Source organism: Providencia rettgeri (assembly GCF_001874625.1).
Classification (GTDB): domain Bacteria; phylum Pseudomonadota; class Gammaproteobacteria; order Enterobacterales; family Enterobacteriaceae; genus Providencia; species Providencia huashanensis.
Map to the genome: position 1 here is coordinate 769040 of NZ_CP017671.1, position 18869 is coordinate 787908.

An 18869-nucleotide genomic window follows, 5' to 3' on the forward strand; every position below is an offset into this window, starting at 1 on the left:
TATGTTGGAATGGATTATAAGACGCTCAGTAGCTAATCGGTTCTTGGTATTAATGGGGGTAGTTTTTTTAGTTATTGCAGGCCTCTGGAGTATTCGCCATACACCAGTTGATGCCTTGCCTGACTTATCCGATGTTCAAGTCATTATTAAAACGACCTATCCGGGTCAGGCTCCACAGTTAGTTGAAAACCAAGTTACTTACCCAATAACTACCACGATGTTATCTGTACCAGGTGCCAAAACAGTACGAGGTTTTTCTGCATTTGGTGATTCATATGTTTATGTTATTTTTGAAGATAATACTGATTTGTACTGGGCTCGTTCAAGGGTTTTGGAGTATTTAAATCAGGTTCAAACTAAGTTACCTAAAGGGGCAGTCGCATCGATTGGACCAGATGCGACAGGGGTAGGCTGGGTTTTTGAATATGCTTTAGTCGATAAAACTGGAAAGCATAATCTAGCTGAATTACGTTCATTACAAGATTGGTTTTTGAAGTATGAATTAAAAGCGCTGCCTAATGTTTCGGAAGTAGCAACCGTTGGTGGTGTGGTGAAATCATACCAAATAGTGGTTGACCCTCTGAAGCTTGCCCAGTTCTCAATTACTTTACCTGAGATAAAACAATCGGTAGAGATGGCTAACCAAGAAGCTGGGGGCTCTTCAATTGAGATTGCTGAAGCTGAGTATATGGTTAGAGCTAGTGGCTATCTTCAGTCACTGGATGATTTTAATAAAATTTACCTGAAAACATCTGAAAGTGGCATCCCTATTTATTTACAAGATGTTGCTCGAGTACAAGAAGGCCCTGAGATGCGCCGTGGGGTCGCGGAGCTGAATGGTGAGGGGGAAGTTGTTGGTGGAATAATTTTACTTCGCTCAGGTGAAAATGCACGTGATGTTATCCAAGATGTAAAACAAAAACTTGATGATTTAAAAGCTAGCTTACCCGAAGGTATTGAAATCATCACAACCTATGATAGAAGCATATTAATTGATAATGCTATAGATAATTTAAGTTATAAATTACTGGAAGAATTTATTGTTGTAGCCCTCGTCTGTGCCGTTTTTTTATGGCACTTTCGTTCGGCATTAGTGGCTATTATTTCTTTACCGCTTGGTTTATTTATTGCTTTTATTGTAATGCGCTATCAAGGAATAAATGCAAATATTATGTCGTTAGGGGGGATTGCAATTGCGATTGGTGCGATGGTTGACGCTGCAATCGTGATGATAGAGAACGCCCATAAAAAATTAGAAAAATGGCAACACCAAAATGAAGGTAAAATACTCGATAATGCTCAGCGTTGGAAACTTATAACTGATTCCGCTGTGGAAGTTGGGCCTGCCTTATTCATTAGTTTATTAATTATCACTCTTTCTTTTATCCCTATTTTTACGTTAGAAGGGCAAGAAGGACGGTTATTTGGACCACTTGCGTTTACAAAAACCTATGCAATGGCTGGGGCAGCTGCCTTAGCATTAATAGTGATCCCCATTTTAATGGGGTATTGGATCCGCGGTAATATTCCAAATGAAAATAAAAACCCACTTAACCGTTGGCTTATCTCACTGTATAGCCCTATTTTGCTTAAGGTTTTAGCATGGCCGAAAACGACATTATTAATCGGTTTTTTAACACTATTTACCGTGATATGGCCGTTAAAGCATTTAGGCGGTGAATTCTTACCATCAATTAATGAAGGCGACTTGTTATATATGCCTTCAACATTGCCGGGGGTTTCACCCGCTCAAGCTGCATTTTTATTACAGAACACCGATAAGCTTATAAAAACCATTCCTGAAGTAGACACTGTATTTGGCAAAGTTGGTAAAGCTGAGACGGCAACAGACTCCGCTCCTATGGAAATGATTGAAACGACAATTCGTTTGAAACCACAATCACAGTGGCGAGAAGGGATGACGCTTGAAAAAATCATTGACGAATTAGATGAAACAGTTCGTTTACCAGGGGTTGCAAACCTATGGGTTCCACCAATTCGTAACCGGATCGATATGCTTTCAACGGGGGTAAAAAGCCCTATCGGGATTAAAGTTTCAGGTAAAGATCTCCAAGAAATTGATGCTTTAGCGCAAGAAATTGAAAAAGTAACTAAATCTGTGCCCGGTGTTGTTTCTGTATTAGCAGAAAGGTTGGTTGGTGGCCGCTATATTGATGTCAAGATTGATAGAGAAAAAGCCGCCCGTTATGGAATGAGTATTAGCGATGTACAAGTGTATATATCGATGGCGACAGGGGGGGAAATGATTGGTGAAACGGTAGAAGGTATTGAACGTTATCCCATAAGTCTAAGATATCCACAGGATCATCGAAATAGTGTTTCCGCATTGAAATTATTACCGATTTTAACGCCAAGTAAGCAACAAATTGTACTGAGTGATGTCGCCGATGTGGCTGTCAATATGGGGGCACCTATGTTGAAAACAGAAAATGCACGTCCAACAAGTTGGATTTATATTGACGCACGAGACCGCGATATGGTTTCTGTTATTAAAGATATTGATGCCGCAATAAAAGATAACATCCAAATGAAGCCGGGGTTGAGTTATTCATTTACAGGGCAATTTGAATTATTAGAAAGAGCTAACCAAAAGCTTATGCTAATGGTACCCGCAACTATTATGATCATTTTTGTGTTGTTGTATTTAGCTTTTAGGCGTTTCAGTGAAGCATTACTTATTTTACTCAGCCTACCTTTTGCTTTAGTCGGGGCTATTTGGTTCCTTTATTGGATGAATTTTAATTTATCCGTTGCGACGGGAACGGGGTTCATTGCATTGGCGGGCGTAGCCGCTGAGTTCGGTGTTGTTATGTTGATTTATTTAAGACATGCTATTGAAGATAAAGAAAAAGTGCAAGGAATTAACCAGTTATCAAAACAAGATTTAGATAGTGCATTATATGAAGGTGCAGTACTTAGAGTCAGACCTAAAGCCATGACGGTTGCGGTAATTTTAGCAGGTTTATTACCTATTTTATTAGGTACTGGAGTTGGCTCTGAAGTGATGAGTCGGATTGCAGCCCCCATGATTGGAGGAATGATCACTGCACCATTATTATCGTTATTTATTATTCCTGCTGCATACAAACTAATTTGTCAGGCGCGCAATAAAAAATAGATTTTTATAAATATTATTAGTGATTATTTAAAAGGTGAACTGGATGAAAAAACTAATTTTAAGTGGAATGTTATTACTGTCATTTTCGGCTTTTTCGCAAGCAGAAAGCGTACAATTGTATAAAGATGCAAACTGTGGCTGCTGCCAGTTATGGGGGGAAGCAATTAATAAAGCGGGCTATGATGTTGTTATTAATGAGATAAGTTATGATGAATTAAGCCAGTTAAATGATAAATTAAAGGTGCCTTATAATTTACGTAGCTGCCATATTGCTAAATATAAAGGGAAAGTGATTGTTGGTCATGTCCCTGTAAGTAGTCTTGACGCTATTGAATCACTCCCCGCGGATGTCGTTGGCATTTCGGTGCCGGGGATGCCAATTGGCAGTTTAGGGATGGAACAACCGGATGGCAGAACCCAGCCATATTCCGTCGTCCAATTTAAAGCGAATGGTGAATACCGTTAGTTTTTATTATTATCAAGTTGCAGATATACTCTGCAACTTGCCTTAAGAAGCAATTTATATTGAATCCTCTAAAATCAATTCAATAGTTTTAAGTTCCTGTTGCGTAAAAGCGCGATTTTTCAATATCCCCATAGCATCATCAATTTGGCTAATACGACTAGCACCAATCAATACCGAGGTGATTCGGTCATGACGAAGTAGCCATGCTAAGGCCATTTGGTTGAGTTTTTGACCTCTTTTTTCCGCAAGTTCGTTCAACTGTTTGACTTTAGATAAAACACTTGAAGTGAGCCTTTCTGGCGGTAGTGAAGGGTTACCGGCAGCCCGTGAATCGGCAGGGATACCGTTTAAATAGCGGTCAGTTAAAATTCCACCAGCCAGTGGTGAATAAGCGATAGAGCCAACCCCTTCTTCTTCCAGTAAATCAAGGAGTCCTTCTTCGGGCGTGCGTTCTAACATGGAATATTTAGGTTGATGGATAAGACATGGAGTACCTAATTTATTGAGGATACTGATGGCCTCCTTTGCTACATCTGTAGGGTAATTAGATATACCTACGTATAATGCTTTACCTTGGCGCACAATGAGGTTAAGAGCCCCCATGGTTTCTTCTAAAGGGGTGTTTGGATCAGGGCGGTGATGATAAAAAATATCGACATAATCAAGTCCCATCCGTTTCAAACTTTGATTTAGGCTTGCAATAAGATATTTTTTACTTCCCCAATCACCATAAGGGCCATCCCACATGGTATAACCTGCTTTTGAAGAAATAATCATTTCATCACGATAAGGTAGGAAATCTTGTTGTAAGATCCGACCAAATTTGCTTTCCGCAGCACCGGGTGGTGGGCCATAATTATTGGCGAGATCAAAATGGGTGATCCCAAGGTCAAATGCGTGCCGAAGCATGGCTTGGCAATTATCAAAAGGTTTGTTATCGCCGAAATTATGCCATAACCCTAATGAAATCATTGGTAAACGTAACCCGCTACGGCCACATGAACGATACTCCATTTCAGTATAGCGCTTTGATGATGCAACATAAGGCATACTTTACCTCCAAAATAGTGGGTAAAACTTAACCTATGTTGTCATAAACTGAAACCGTAAACTGAGTAATCGATGCGAATTTTTGTGAGTATGCAGGCTTTATTATTAAACTGTGATGGGGTACGAAAAAATAAAACATCTTGAAATAATCAGGTATTGACCTTATGGCAATACCTGAATTTGAGTTTTAAGGCTGTTCTGAGCGGGTAAAGACTAACTCATTACCTTTAGACTGGCTTTCATCAAATTGATAACCATCTAAATTAAAATCAGAAAGCTGATCTGTTTTCGTTAATTTATTTTGGATAATAAACCGGCTCATTAAACCACGAGCTTTCTTTGCATAAAAACTGATGACTTTATATTTACCGTTTTTTTCATCAAGAAAAATAGGTTTAATGATTTCGCCATCCAGTTTTTTAGTGTTCACTGATTTAAAATATTCATCGGATGCAAGGTTGACGAGCACTTGGTCTTTTTGCTCTGCAAGTGCTTGGTTAAGCTGTTTGGTGATAATGTCTCCCCAAAATTCATACAAATCTTTGCCACGGGTGTTTTTTAAACGAATGCCCATTTCTAAGCGATATGGCTGCATCAAATCTAAAGGCCTTAATACGCCATACAGACCAGATAAAATACGCAAGTGAGATTGGGCAAATTCAAAATCTGCTTGAGAAAAGCTTTCGGCTTGCATGCCAGTATAGACATCACCTTTAAACGCTAAAATAGCTTGCCTTGCATTGTCAGGTGTAAAATCAGCATGCCACTCTGCGAAACGAGCGGCATTGAGCCCTGCTAGCTTATCACTAATTTTCATTAAACTTGCAATATCAGCGGGGGTTAGCTTACGGCATACATTAATCAGTTTCTGTGATTCAGCCAATAGCTCGGGTTGTGTGAATTGCTGGGTTGCCAGGGGGCTTTCGTAGTCTAATGTTTTTGCAGGTGAAATAGTAATCAGCATGACTTGACCCTTTTTAAACAATGATAGCCGTTACTTTAGCAAAAATTCATCCTTAATGGCTAATTGATATAATAAGCCAAACCAATATTGTTTTTTGTTATTCTTTAATCAATGATGTTTAGCTAAAAGGATTCAGTTTTATATCAAGGGGCGAAACCGATTGCCAATCAAATAGTTGCTTCTGACTGGATTTCCTTGCTTGCAGCAATGTGGATGCATGATATTATCTGTATACGGTGCGGCTATAGCCACAATTCCTTTATAATACGCAAAGTAATTCAAATTGTAGGTAGGTGGTAAGCAAACACCACTACAGCTTGAAGTATGACGGGTATAACAACGAGATTAAAGAAATGACCGATAAACTAACCTCCTTACGTAGTCTGACAACCGTTGTTGCTGATACTGGCGACATCGAAGCGATGAAGCTATACAAACCACAAGATGCGACAACTAATCCGTCGCTGATCTTAAATGCTGCACAAATGCCTGAATACCGCAAACTAATCGATGAAGCGGTAGAGTGGGCGCGTAAGCAAAGCAGCAACCGCGAGCAACAAATTGTTGATGCTTGTGACAAACTGGCAGTTAATATCGGTCTGGAAATTCTGAAATTAGTTCCGGGTCGTATTTCTACTGAAGTTGATGCGCGTCTTTCTTATGACGAAGAAGCTTGTATTGCTAAAGCTCGTCATTTAATCAAAATGTACAACGATGCTGGCATCAGCAATGACCGTATTCTGATTAAACTCGCTTCAACTTGGCAAGGTATCCGTGCTGCGGAGAAACTAGAAAAAGAAGGCATTAACTGTAACCTAACCTTATTATTCTCTTTTGCTCAAGCTCGTGCTTGTGCGGAAGCGGGGGTTTACCTAATTTCCCCATTTGTAGGCCGTATCCTTGACTGGTACAAAGCCAATACGGATAAAAAAGAATTTGCGCCACAAGAAGACCCAGGTGTGATTTCTGTGACTGAAATCTATAACTACTACAAAGCTCATGGCTATAAAACAGTAGTGATGGGTGCAAGCTTCCGTAATGTTGGTGAAATCATCGAATTAGCAGGTTGTGACCGTCTAACAATCTCTCCGGGCTTACTGAAAGAGTTATCTGAATCACAAGGTGAATTAGTTCGTAAACTGACTGATGCGGGTAAAACTCAAGAGCCAGGTGAAAAACTGACTGAAGCTGAGTTCTACTGGCAGCATAACCAAGACCCAATGGCGGTTGATAAACTGTCTGATGGTATTCGTAAGTTTGCGGTAGACCAAGAAAAACTGGAAAAAATGATTGCAGATTTACTGTAATATTACCTTTTTCTATTCAAACCCAGCTTACGAGCTGGGTTTTTTTATGAAAATTTTTCATTGAGTTAGTTCTCAATTTCAATATATAAAATTGAGGGCGCTGTATGAAAAAACGCATCATGATATGATAAGAGCCTGTTTACCCATGAGTAAACAGCTTCTGATTGATCAATTTTTTGAGGTTTATATGAATGAATTGCGCATAGGTCTGGTTTCAGTATCTGATCGTGCTTCGAGTGGTATTTATGAAGATAAAGGTATTCCTGCATTAGAAGAGTGGTTAGCAAAAACGCTGACAACGCCTTTTCGTATTGAAACTCGCCTGATCCCTGATGAGCAAATCATGATTGAGCAAACACTGTGTGAGCTGGTGGATGAATTTGCTTGCCACTTGGTTCTAACAACAGGTGGTACTGGGCCAGCTCGCCGTGATGTGACTCCAGATGCAACTCTTGCGGTTTCAGACCGTGAAATGCCCGGGTTTGGTGAACAAATGCGCCAAATTAGTTTGAAGTTTGTCCCTACGGCGATTTTATCCCGCCAAGTTGGTGTGATCCGTAATCAAGCTTTAATTTTGAACTTGCCAGGGCAGCCGAAAGCAATTGCCGAGACTCTTGAGGGGTTAAAAGATAAAGACGGTAATGTATTAGTCTCTGGGATTTTTGCCAGTATTCCATATTGCATTCAATTACTTGACGGCCCATATGTGGAAACTGACCCTGCAATAGTCAAAGCTTTTAGGCCTAAATCGGCGATCCGGTCAGAATAGTTATCGTGAGAAGTGTCATTGAACGTAATCAGGTGAGTGTTCCCCACCTGATTAAAACGATTTAAGGTAAATAATTAAAAACTATTCTTTATCATTAACTGCGCTGCCCTATAGGTAATACTGTTTTGCCATATTGTTCATTTAAAATCTCAGCAACAGCTAAGTAAAATGCACTGGCGCCGCAGATAATGCCCTCAAAACCTGCAAATTTCAGTAATGTGGCATTGCCTGTTATATTTCCAATGGCTAATAGCGCGAATAAAACCGTTAAGCTACCAAAGACAAATTGCAGTGCTAAGTTTGCTTTAAAGGTTCCTAAGAACATAAAAAAGGTAAAGACTCCCCAAATAGCGAGAAAGACGCCTAAAAACTCAGGGGAAGTTGCTTCGGCTAACCCTAATGTTGGTAAAAATAATAAACCAACTAATGAAATCCAAAACATGCCGTAGGAGGTAAATGCGGTTGCACCAAATGTATTGCCTTTTTTATACTCAATCAGTCCAGCAATAAATTGAGCAAGCCCACCGTAGAAAATCCCCATACTTAAAATAACAGATGAAAGAGGAAAGAAACCTGCATTATGGATATTTAGCAGGATGGTTGTCATACCAAAGCCGAGTAAACCAAGCGGGCCTGGATTTGCAAGAGAGCTAGGCTGCATATAACCTCTAGTAAAATATATAAAATTCAAGTAGATATAAGTTGATTAATGCTGCCTGGTTAGCAGCAACGGCGGATCATACGCAGTTTCAATTGCTCAAACCATGATCACAAGACAGGTTTTTTTGCAATAAATGCAAATTTTTTTTAATTCCCCCCTTGATGAATGGATTTGTGACCCCATCTTTAAGACATCGACGGATATCAATCAGAATTATTGCGTATTTAAAAATAATTTTGAGCTCAGAGTGAAAACTCCCTTGAAAATGAAATATTGAGCCACATATAGATTGATATCGAAATCATAGTGAAAAGAATTCCTTTGGAGGCGTTTTAGATGGGTAAAATTATTGGTATCGACTTGGGTACAACAAACTCATGCGTTGCAATTATGGATGGTACTACAGCTCGTGTTCTGGAGAACAGCGAAGGTGATAGAACTACTCCTTCCATCATTGCGTACACTCAAGATGGTGAAATTTTAGTTGGTCAGCCAGCAAAACGTCAGGCTGTGACTAACCCTGAAAATACTTTATTTGCAATCAAACGTTTGATTGGTCGTCGTTTCCAAGACGAAGAAGTTCAACGCGACGTTTCTATCATGCCATATAAAATTATTGCGGCTGATAACGGCGACGCTTGGTTAGATGTGAAAGGCCAAAAAATGGCTCCACCACAAGTTTCAGCTGAAGTTCTGAAAAAAATGAAGAAAACAGCAGAAGACTATTTAGGTGAGCCTGTAACAGAAGCTGTTATCACTGTTCCTGCATACTTTAATGATGCACAACGTCAAGCAACTAAAGATGCGGGTCGTATCGCTGGTTTAGAAGTAAAACGTATCATTAACGAACCAACAGCTGCTGCTCTGGCCTATGGTTTAGATAGAGAAGTTGGTAACCGTACTATTGCGGTTTATGACTTAGGTGGTGGTACATTCGACTTATCAATTATCGAAATCGATGAAGTTGATGGCGAAAAAACATATGAAGTACTGGCAACCAACGGTGATACTCACTTAGGTGGTGAAGACTTCGATACTCGTTTAATCAATTACTTAGTTGAAGAATTTAAGAAAGAACAAGGTGTTGACCTGCGTAACGACCCGTTAGCAATGCAACGTCTGAAAGAATCTGCAGAAAAAGCAAAAATTGAGCTGTCTTCTGCACAACAAACTGATGTTAACCTGCCGTATATTACTGCGGATGCAACAGGTCCTAAACATATGAATATCAAAGTGACTCGTGCGAAATTAGAGTCACTGGTAGAAGATTTAGTTAAGCGTTCAATGGAGCCAGTTAAAGTTGCTCTACAAGACGCAGGTTTAAGCGTGAGTGAAATCAACGACGTTATTTTAGTTGGTGGTCAAACACGTATGCCAATGGTACAAAAAGTTGTTGCTGATTTCTTCGGTAAAGAGCCACGTAAAGACGTGAACCCAGACGAAGCAGTGGCAATGGGTGCAGCAGTACAAGGTGGTGTTTTAGCGGGTGATGTTAAAGACGTTCTGTTACTTGACGTAACGCCTCTGTCTTTAGGTATCGAAACTATGGGCGGTGTGATGACTTCGTTAATCTCGAAGAACACGACTATCCCAACGAAACACAGCCAAGTATTCTCAACCGCTGAAGATAACCAAGCTGCAGTAACTATCCATGTTCTGCAAGGTGAGCGTAAACGTGCAAGTGATAACAAATCACTGGGTCAGTTTAACTTAGATGGTATCCAAGCAGCACCACGTGGTATGCCACAAATTGAAGTTACTTTCGACATTGATGCTGATGGTATCTTGCATGTTTCTGCGAAAGATAAAAACAGTGGTCGTGAGCAAAATATCACTATTAAAGCTTCCTCTGGTCTGAATGACGAGGAAATCGAAAAAATGGTACGTGACGCAGAAGCGAACGCTGAATCTGACCGTAAATTTGAAGAGTTGGTTCAAGTTCGTAATCAAGCTGACCAACTGGTGCATGGTACTCGTAAACAAATCGAAGAAGCCGGTGATAAACTCCCAGCGGAAGATAAAGCGAATATCGAAAAAGCAACTTCTGAGTTAGAAGCAGCATCTAAAGGTGAAGATAAAGCAGATATTGAAGCGAAAATCCAAGCCTTAGTAACTGCATCTGCGAAACTTTTAGAAATTGCACAACAACAAGCTCAAGCTGGTGGCGCAGATGCAACTGGTGCTGAAGCTAAGAAAGATGATGATGTTGTTGATGCTGAATTCGAAGAAGTTAACGACAAAGACAAAAAATAATGCCCTTAGCGGGCGCAGTAGCTGTAGCAAATGATAGTTACTGATACCGGATACGGGCGTCGAGGAAACTCTACGCCCGTTCCGCATGTTAAGGGTAAATAGAGAATGGCAAAAAGAGACTTTTATGAGGTTCTAGGCCTCGAGAAAAATGCTTCCGAAAAAGATATTAAGCGGGCTTATAAGCGCTTAGCAATGAAGTATCACCCTGACCGTAATCAGGGGAATAAAGACGAATCCGAAGTCAAATTTAAAGAAATTAAAGAGGCTTACGAAGTTCTATCTGACGATCAAAAACGTGCGGCTTATGACCAATATGGCCATGCGGCGTTTGAACAAGGTGGAATGGGCGGCGGTGGTTTCGGCGGTGGTGCTGACTTTAGCGATATCTTTGGTGACGTCTTCGGTGATATTTTTGGAGGCGGCCGCAGACAGCAACGCCCAAGCCGTGGTTCTGACCTGCAATACAACATGGAACTGACTCTTGAAGAAGCCGTCCGTGGAGTGACCAAAGAAATTCGTATTCCAACACTGGAAACCTGTGATGTGTGCCATGGAAATGGTGCTAAACCAGGGACCAGTGCAGATACCTGCTCAACCTGTCATGGGATGGGGCAAGTACATATGCGCCAAGGCTTTTTCTCAGTACAACAGCCTTGCCCAACCTGTCATGGTCGCGGTAAAGTGATTAAAGACCCATGCAATAAATGTCATGGTCATGGTCGAGTTGAAAGGTATAAAACCTTATCAGTAAAAATTCCTGCAGGGGTTGATACAGGTGACCGCGTTCGCTTATCTGGCGAAGGTGAGGCCGGTGAAAATGGGGCGCCATCAGGGGATTTATTCGTTCAGGTTCATGTATTACCTCATAATATTTTTGAGCGTGATGGTAATAACTTGCATTGTGAAGTGCCTATTAACTTCGCTGACGCTGCACTTGGAGGGGAAATTGAAGTCCCAACTCTTGATGGGCGTGTGAAACTAAAAATCCCGGCAGAAACTCAGACCGGTAAAATTTTCCGCATGAAAGGGAAAGGGGTGAAATCCGTTCGTGGGGGCTTACAAGGTGATTTAATGTGCCACATTGTGGTCGAAACACCAGTCAAACTGAATGAGAAACAAAAAGCATTACTGCAAGAGTTTGGTGAGTCGTTAGGTGGAAAAGGGGGAGAAAAGAATAGCCCTCGTTCTAAAAGTTTTTTAGATGGTGTTAAAAAATTCTTTGATGATTTAACTAAATAAATAATTAGTTAATAATAAATCAAGCTGGATGGCTGACTTTACATATGGTGAAGTCAGCCATTTTTATACCTTATTTAACAACTTCTCCGCTAGCAATCACCGTTTTACGTACTTGGTTAGCAAAATCTTGGGCCTCTGCAATAATTGACCCCTCATTTGCGGTCAGTAATTGGCGATCTTTCATCAATAGCTTACCATCAACAATAGTATGGCGAACATTCGAGCCATTGGCTCCATACACTAAAGCAGCATATGGGCTATACATAGGAACCATATTTGGTGATTTAGTATCAATAACAATAATGTCTGCCAACTTACCTTCTTCAAGGGAACCTAATTTATCTTCCATATGTAGTGCTCGAGCAGAACCCATTGTTGCCATTTCAACAACGGTAATAGGTGGCATAGCAGCTCTATCTTTATTTTCGAGTTTGTGAATTTTACCGACCAAATTGAGTTCATTTAAGGTGGTTAGCGTGTTGCTCGACATCGGCCCATCGGTCCCTAGACCTACCCGAATTCCTTTTTCTAGCATAGTTGTTACGGGAGCAACTCCCTTAGCTGATTTAGTATTCGCACTAATATTATGTGCGACACCTACATCATATTGCTTTAATAAATCCATGTCTTTTTCATCGACCATAATGGCATGGGCGGCGATAACTTTATTATTCAATGCGCCAATATCAGCCATGTATTGAACAGGGCTTTTACCACCAGTGCGTTTCGCAATTTCTTCTTGTTCACGGTCTGTTTCGGCGAGGTGGATCATCACTGGCACATTCAGTTCTTGAGATAACTTAGCAATTTTCTGCAAATGTTCAGTTGAATTGGTATAGGGAGCATGAGGGGCGAAAGCTGGTGTAATACGTGGATGATTTTTATATTGGTTAATAAAGTTAACGGCATATTCAATGCCTTCATCGGCATTTTTCGCATCAGCCACAGGGAATTTGATGACTGACTCCCCTAGTACCGCCCTTAAACCAATTTTATCTACTGTTTTAGCGACTTCATCCTCAAAATAATACATATCAACGTATGTGGTAACACCACCTTTAATCATTTCGATATTGGCGAGATTTGCCCCAATACGTACCATCTCACGAGATACCATTTTGCTTTCTAATGGGAAAATATAGCGATGTAAGCGGTCAGGCACATCATCGGCTAAAGAGCGAAATACAGTCATAGAGGCGTGAGTATGGGTATTAATTAGCCCAGGCATAACAATATCACCATTAACATTTAGAACATCTGATGCTTGATAATTTTTTGCTAGCTCAGGCCCCCAACAGCTATGATTTTGTTGTCTTTAACCACAACGGTTCCGTGGTCGATAACTTGTTTTTTATTATCCATAGTGAGGACAGTACCATCAACAATCATGATATCAGCGGGCGTAGCAGCAAAGCTGGTGAAAGAAGCGCTGATAACAGTTAGTGCTAGTAAGGATTTTGAGAATGACATTATTGCCTCATATCTAAATGAAAAATTAGCTGCGTTTTTTATATATCGTTTCAGGGTGTTTGAGAGTGAAGTTAATTGCAATCACTCTGGGTATTTTGATATACCAATGATAGTTTACAGAGACTATTATAAAAACTAATAGTTATTTTATTAGTAATATCAGTGTATTAGTATATTAGGTGCTGAGTTTAGCGAGTAAGACACCAAATAAAATAACGACACAGGCAATGACCCGCATCATATTGAACTTTTCTTTCAGAAAAACAATCGATAAAAACATAGCAAACAGAACGCTGGTTTCTCTAATGGCAGCAACGACGACAATAGGTGCTTGGCTCATTGCCCATATTGCAATCCCGTAACTGATAAGTTGCATTAACCCACCTAATAGCCCTGAACGCCAATATTGCTGAACCCCGCTCAATAAACGACGACGGTATTTAATGATGCCTGGTACGATTAATACGACCCCATTTAATAAAAATAACCAAAGTGTATACACCACAGGGTCTTCGCTAGATCGAGAACCATGACCATCTGATAGGGTATAGCAAGCCGTAAAAAAAGCGGTACATAAAGCGAAGGTGAGCGCCTTCCCATTGATATTTAAGGTGAATTTTTTCCCTGCAAAAGCAATTAAGATAACACCACTTATAATTAATAGGATGCCAAGAAACCCCATTAATGGTATTAACTCATTGAATAATAAAGCACTAAGTAGAGCCGTTATTAAAGGTGCAGACCCACGAGATATTGGGTAAATCTGCCCTAGATCGCCGTATGTATAAGCCTGACTCAAAAAGTAGGTATAACCAATATGAAACAGTACCGATAACGCAAGCCAATGGATGGCCTCAGGCGAAGGTAAACCAAGCCAAAGTATTGCAGGTATGGTTAATACCCCTGAAAAAAAAGAAATCATCACAAGGCCGAAGAAACGGTCACTGCCAAATTTAACTAGGGCATTCCAAGTCGCATGGCAAAAAGCAGCGAAAAGTACGGCAAATAGTACGTAAGTTGTCATCGTTAAATAGTAATCGTTAGTGTTTTATTGGCAAATTAACCACATCGTTTTTGAGAAGCGCTTGGCAACTATTTTATTAGCAGTCTCCCACATTTAACTTTTTTGCGAAAGGAATCGAATAAAGAAAGGAGGAAGCTTTTATCAGGACATAAAGAAATGTAGATTTTGTACTGTAATAAAAGTTGAATTTATAAAGTTTATTTTTAACAAAAGTTATTATTTGTTTTTATAAAAATTGTCTATAGTAAAATTAACGTTTCTTTATCATTTAGCGTGATCATCGCCCTTAAAACATCGTCTATTCCGAGTGGTAATGGATAAATAAACGATTTTTTACGAATTAATAATTAGCATAGTATTAACATTCAAAAAAATACTGGGGTTATATATATGACAGCAATTATTCGTAAATTTTTAAGGTTAGAAGCAGCAGGGGGCTTACTTCTGATTATTGCTGCCATAGTCGCTTTAGTAATGGCTAATTCACCATTACAAGGGGCTTATCAGCAATTTTTAGATATCCCCGTGTCTATTAAAATATCAGAGTTTGGTTTGGATAAGCCATTGATATTATGGATTAATGACTTCTTAATGGCGATCTTCTTTTTGGTTGTTGGCCTTGAAGTAAAGCGTGAATTATTAGAAGGATCTCTTGCTGGACGAGATAAAGCCATATTTCCTGCAATTGCAGCACTTGGAGGAATGTTAGCACCTGCATTAATTTACCTTTTATTTAATGGCGGTGACAGTGTTACTCAACAAGGTTGGGCGATACCTGCTGCAACTGATATTGCATTTGCATTGGGAGTGATGGCGCTATTAGGAAAGCGTGTACCAACAGAATTAAAAGTGTTCTTATTAGCACTAGCCATTATTGATGATCTTGGTGTCATTGTTATTATTGCATTTTTCTATACAAGTTCTGTATCTCTGATTGCCTTAGGTTTATCAGCATTATGTATCGCCTTGTTATGTGTAATGAATTGGCGTAGGGTTGAGAATACTGCCGCATATTTGGTTATTGGTATCATACTGTGGGTGTGCATATTAAAATCAGGTGTTCATGCTACATTAGCGGGTGTTATTGTTGGCTTCTTAATTCCATTACATGGTACGAATAAGACTAAGCCTTCTGAAGAATTAGAGCATGTTTTACACCCATGGGTTGTCTATCTAATTTTACCTATATTTGCTTTTGCGAATTCGGGCGTTCAGCTACAAGGCGTCACTTTTGAAGGGTTACTCAGCCCATTGCCATTAGGTGTCGCTGCGGGGCTTATTCTCGGTAAACCAATTGGGATTTTTCTGTTTAGTTGGGTTTCGGTAAAACTTGGGTTTGCAAAATTACCTGAGTCGATTAACTTAAAGCAAGTCTTTGCTGTTTCGGTTCTATGTGGGATCGGTTTTACTATGTCTATTTTTATAACGGGTCTCGCATTTGATGGGCTTGATGAGGTGTATAGTACCTATTCACGCCTAGGGATCTTAATTGGCTCTACATTAGCAGCATTCTTAGGTTATTTTATGTTAAGGGTAGTCTTACCGAAGCAAAAAGAGTCAGTATAGTTCATACTATCGAAATAATTTTTCAAATTATTAGTAAGAATTTCCGAGCTAATACTCTATGATATGCCGCAGTATATTGTGAATATACTGCGGCATTTAAATGAAAGCTCCTGAGTTATGGGGTACAGGTAAACGTGTATAACCAGCAGCGCGGATGATTACTGTTGGCGGTGCAAAAGGAATAGATATGCGGGTTTCACATCTTAATTTTAACCACCTTTACTACTTTTGGCATGTATGCAAAGAAGGTTCTGTAGTTGGAGCAGCGGAAGCACTTTACCTGACTCCTCAAACAATTACAGGGCAAATAAAAGCACTAGAAGAGCGTTTAGGGGGGAAATTGTTTAAGCGGCAGGGGCGTGGGTTAGTTCCTTCCGAGCTTGGGCAATTAATTTTTCGCTATGCAGACAAAATGTTTATGCTTAGCCAAGAAATGTTAGATATCGTCAATTATAGCCGGGAATCTAACCTACTGTTTGATGTAGGAGTGGCAGATACACTATCAAAACAGTTAGTCAGTAAAATATTAGAAACTACAGTTGTTGAGCATGAGCAAATTCACTTGCGCTGCTTTGAGTCAACGCATGAGCTGCTATTAGAACAACTTAGTCAACATAAGCTCGATATGATTTTATCGGATTGCCCTGTTGACTCATCTCAACAAGAAGGCTTGTTCTCGGTAAAACTCGGGGAGTGCAGCATGAGCTTCTTTTGCCGTCAGCCTATCCCTAAAAAACCCTTTCCTGAATGTTTAGAAGAACGTCGTTTACTAATACCGGGACGGCGCTATCTATTAGGTCGGCATATACTCGCTTGGATACGGAATAAAAATTTACAAGTGGAAGTGTTAGGTGAGTTTGATGATGCTGCATTAATGAAAGCATTTGGTATGCATTATAATGCAATTTTTGTCGCTCCATCTCAATATACACCTGATCTTTTAGGTGGTGATGATATTGTGGAGTTAGGGCGTTTAGAAAGTGTAAAAGAAGAGTATTATGTTATTTTTGCCGAAAGGATGATCCAGCACCCTGCGGTACAACGTGTCTGTAATAAAGATTTTTCTGATCTATTCTCGGTTCCATTTAATAGCGTAGAGAAAAAAGCTTAGCAGACAAAAAAACCGGCAAAAGCCGGTTTTTTTAGCTAATCAAGAAGCAAAATTACATTGCTTTAATTTGAGCAACTAAGTTAGCTTTATGACGTGCTGCTTTATTCTTGTGGATCAGGCCTTTACTTGCATGGCGATCAACAATAGGTTGCATGTCATTGAATGCTTTCTGAGCAGCTTCTTTATCGCCAGCAGCGATAGCAAGGTAAACTTTCTTGATAAAAGTACGTACCATAGAGCGACGGCTAGCGTTGTGCTGGCGACGTTTCTCTGCCTGAACGGCACGTTTCTTAGCTGATTTGATATTAGCCAAGGTCCAACTCCCAAATGTATTCTATTGAGGACAATTCAAAGGTCGAGGAATATGCCCTTTCGCCCTTCATTTGTCAATGGATTTGTGCAAATAAACATCGTGTACTTCGATGCTAATGCGTTGTGAATGGTGCAAGATTCTATCAGCAAATATGAGAAGAATACAGATCTTAGCGTGAAAAAATGCGTAATTGATGGCAGATATTTGAAAAAAATGAAAACTAAAAAAAAATTTGGCCTATCAATCAGTGGGTAGTATGAAATTTACCCGGTTATTGGTTGCTTATTAATCGTAATCTATGTTTAGCTATAGGCATTGATGAGAAAACGATAAAAATTTAATATTTTTAGAGACCTCGGAACAAATTTGTTGTATTGATAATCCATTGGTTATCCCAACGTTTTTGATATTCGTGCCTAACAGCTCTGTTTGGGTAGCATTATAACCGACTAATCACATAAAATGGGTCGGTAATAAATCGTGTAGAGATCAAAAAAATAGGGTTTAATGAAACCTTTTGCGAACTAAGGTTAACCTTAGGCGTCGTACAAGGTATAATCCTGCAATTTCCTCGGTATTGAGCCTGTTATGGAGCTAATTCGCGGTATACAGAATATCCGGGCGTGCCATCATGGTTGCGTGCTGACTATTGGTAATTTTGACGGTGTCCATCGTGGGCATCAGGTTTTACTTCAAAATTTGAAGCTCAAAGGTGCGGAGTTAGGGCTACCAACGGTAGTGATGATTTTTGAACCACAACCTCTTGAGTTTTTTATTGGTGACAAAGCGCCTGCGCGTTTGACACGTTTGCGAGACAAAGTGAAATATCTTGCAGATAGTGGTATTGATTACCTCTTATGTGTTGAATTCAACCAGCACTTTGCGTCATTGACTCCGGCTGAGTTTGTATTGGACTTACTTGTCAACAAACTAGGCGTGAAGTACCTTGCTATTGGCGATGATTTCCGTTTTGGGAAAAATCGTATGGGTGACTTTACCTTTTTAAAACAAGCGGGTCATGAATTCGGTTTTGAGGTTGCAGATACAGAAAGCTTTTGTGATTCGGGTCTTCGTATCAGTAGCACGGCTATTAGAAAAGCGATACAAGACAATGACCTTGAATTGGCAGAAAATCTGTTAGGGCATACTTATCGTATTAGCGGGCGGGTCGTACATGGTAACCAGCTCGGTAGGACAATCGGTTTCCCCACAGCTAACTTGCCGTTAAAACGTTTAGTCACACCAGTTACAGGTGTGTATGCTGTAGAAGTTTATGGTTTAGGCGATAAGCCTTTACCTGGTGTGGCGAATATCGGCACACGACCGACTGTATCTGGAAAAGGAACGCAGTTAGAAGTTCATCTGATTGATGCAAGTATGGATTTATACGGGCGTCATATTGATGTAGTGTTACGTAAAAAATTACGTGATGAGCAGCGGTTTGCTTCGTTGGAAGCGCTTAAGGAGCAAATTGCTAATGATGTAATTGCAGCGAGAGAATATCTTACTGCAATAGGAATCAGATAATTTAGCGGAA

At 40.0% G+C, this 18869-nt stretch carries 14 protein-coding genes and 1 pseudogene; 9 read left to right on the forward strand and 6 right to left on the reverse strand.

The window, feature by feature from the left end; all coding sequences use genetic code 11:
- Position 1 precedes the first annotated feature (1 nt).
- Both RB151_RS03280 and RB151_RS03285 read left to right on the forward strand, forming a co-directional pair.
- The gene (locus RB151_RS03280; RefSeq protein WP_048608436.1) at positions 2-3139 is read left to right on the forward strand and encodes an efflux RND transporter permease subunit; all 3138 of its coding nucleotides are present in this window, start codon (positions 2-4) and stop codon (positions 3137-3139) included.
- Positions 3140-3182: 43 nt separating this feature from the next.
- Positions 3183-3605 (forward strand): DUF411 domain-containing protein, encoded by a 423-nt coding sequence (locus tag RB151_RS03285; RefSeq protein ID WP_042846992.1) that lies wholly within the window; start codon positions 3183-3185, stop codon positions 3603-3605.
- A 54-nt stretch (positions 3606-3659) separates the two neighbouring features.
- Here RB151_RS03285 and RB151_RS03290 read toward each other — a convergent pair whose 3' ends face one another.
- Both RB151_RS03290 and yaaA read right to left on the reverse strand, forming a co-directional pair.
- On the reverse strand, positions 3660-4655 hold the full coding sequence (locus RB151_RS03290; RefSeq protein WP_042846991.1) for an aldo/keto reductase: 996 nt from the start codon (positions 4653-4655) through the stop codon (positions 3660-3662).
- Positions 4656-4842: 187 nt separating this feature from the next.
- Entirely contained in the window at positions 4843-5619 is a 777-nt protein-coding gene (gene yaaA, locus RB151_RS03295) for a peroxide stress protein YaaA (RefSeq protein WP_048608432.1), read from the reverse strand.
- A gap of 353 nt (positions 5620-5972) precedes the next feature.
- Here yaaA and tal point away from each other — a divergent pair, with 353 nt between their 5' ends.
- The gene (gene tal / locus RB151_RS03300; protein ID WP_042846989.1) at positions 5973-6926 is read left to right on the forward strand and encodes a transaldolase; all 954 of its coding nucleotides are present in this window, start codon (positions 5973-5975) and stop codon (positions 6924-6926) included.
- A 187-nt stretch (positions 6927-7113) separates the two neighbouring features.
- Entirely contained in the window at positions 7114-7695 is a 582-nt protein-coding gene (gene mog, locus RB151_RS03305; RefSeq protein ID WP_042847030.1) for a molybdopterin adenylyltransferase, read from the forward strand.
- A gap of 94 nt (positions 7696-7789) precedes the next feature.
- On the opposite strand, the gene satP is transcribed toward mog, so the two are convergent.
- Entirely contained in the window at positions 7790-8356 is a 567-nt protein-coding gene (gene satP / locus RB151_RS03310; protein WP_042846988.1) for an acetate uptake transporter, read from the reverse strand.
- Positions 8357-8692: 336 nt separating this feature from the next.
- On the opposite strand from satP, the gene dnaK reads away from it, so the two are divergent.
- Positions 8693-10609, forward strand: a complete 1917-nt coding sequence (gene dnaK / locus RB151_RS03315; RefSeq protein WP_048608428.1) for a molecular chaperone DnaK — start codon at positions 8693-8695, stop codon at positions 10607-10609.
- A gap of 105 nt (positions 10610-10714) precedes the next feature.
- Positions 10715-11848: a molecular chaperone DnaJ gene (dnaJ, locus tag RB151_RS03320; protein WP_042846986.1), complete on the forward strand. Its 1134-nt coding sequence runs from the start codon at positions 10715-10717 to the stop codon at positions 11846-11848.
- 70 nt (positions 11849-11918) lie between these two features.
- On the opposite strand, the pseudogene RB151_RS03325 reads toward dnaJ, so the two are convergent.
- Positions 11919-13318, reverse strand: a pseudogene (locus tag RB151_RS03325) (amidohydrolase).
- A gap of 175 nt (positions 13319-13493) precedes the next feature.
- Positions 13494-14342: an EamA family transporter gene (locus RB151_RS03330; protein WP_042846984.1), complete on the reverse strand. Its 849-nt coding sequence runs from the start codon at positions 14340-14342 to the stop codon at positions 13494-13496.
- 390 nt (positions 14343-14732) lie between these two features.
- Between RB151_RS03330 and nhaA the strand changes: the two genes are divergently transcribed.
- On the forward strand, positions 14733-15908 hold the full coding sequence (gene nhaA, locus RB151_RS03335; protein ID WP_048608421.1) for a Na+/H+ antiporter NhaA: 1176 nt from the start codon (positions 14733-14735) through the stop codon (positions 15906-15908).
- Positions 15909-16095: 187 nt separating this feature from the next.
- A complete protein-coding gene (gene nhaR, locus RB151_RS03340) occupies positions 16096-17019 on the forward strand; it encodes a transcriptional activator NhaR (protein ID WP_048608452.1) in 924 nt (307 codons plus the stop codon).
- Between the two features lie 52 nt (positions 17020-17071).
- On the opposite strand, the gene rpsT is transcribed toward nhaR, so the two are convergent.
- Positions 17072-17332, reverse strand: coding sequence for a 30S ribosomal protein S20 (gene rpsT, locus RB151_RS03345; protein WP_042846982.1), 261 nt, complete (start codon positions 17330-17332; stop codon positions 17072-17074).
- Positions 17333-17920: 588 nt separating this feature from the next.
- Here rpsT and ribF point away from each other — a divergent pair.
- Positions 17921-18859, forward strand: a complete 939-nt coding sequence (gene ribF, locus RB151_RS03350; protein WP_042846981.1) for a bifunctional riboflavin kinase/FAD synthetase — start codon at positions 17921-17923, stop codon at positions 18857-18859.
- Positions 18860-18869 lie beyond the last annotated feature (10 nt).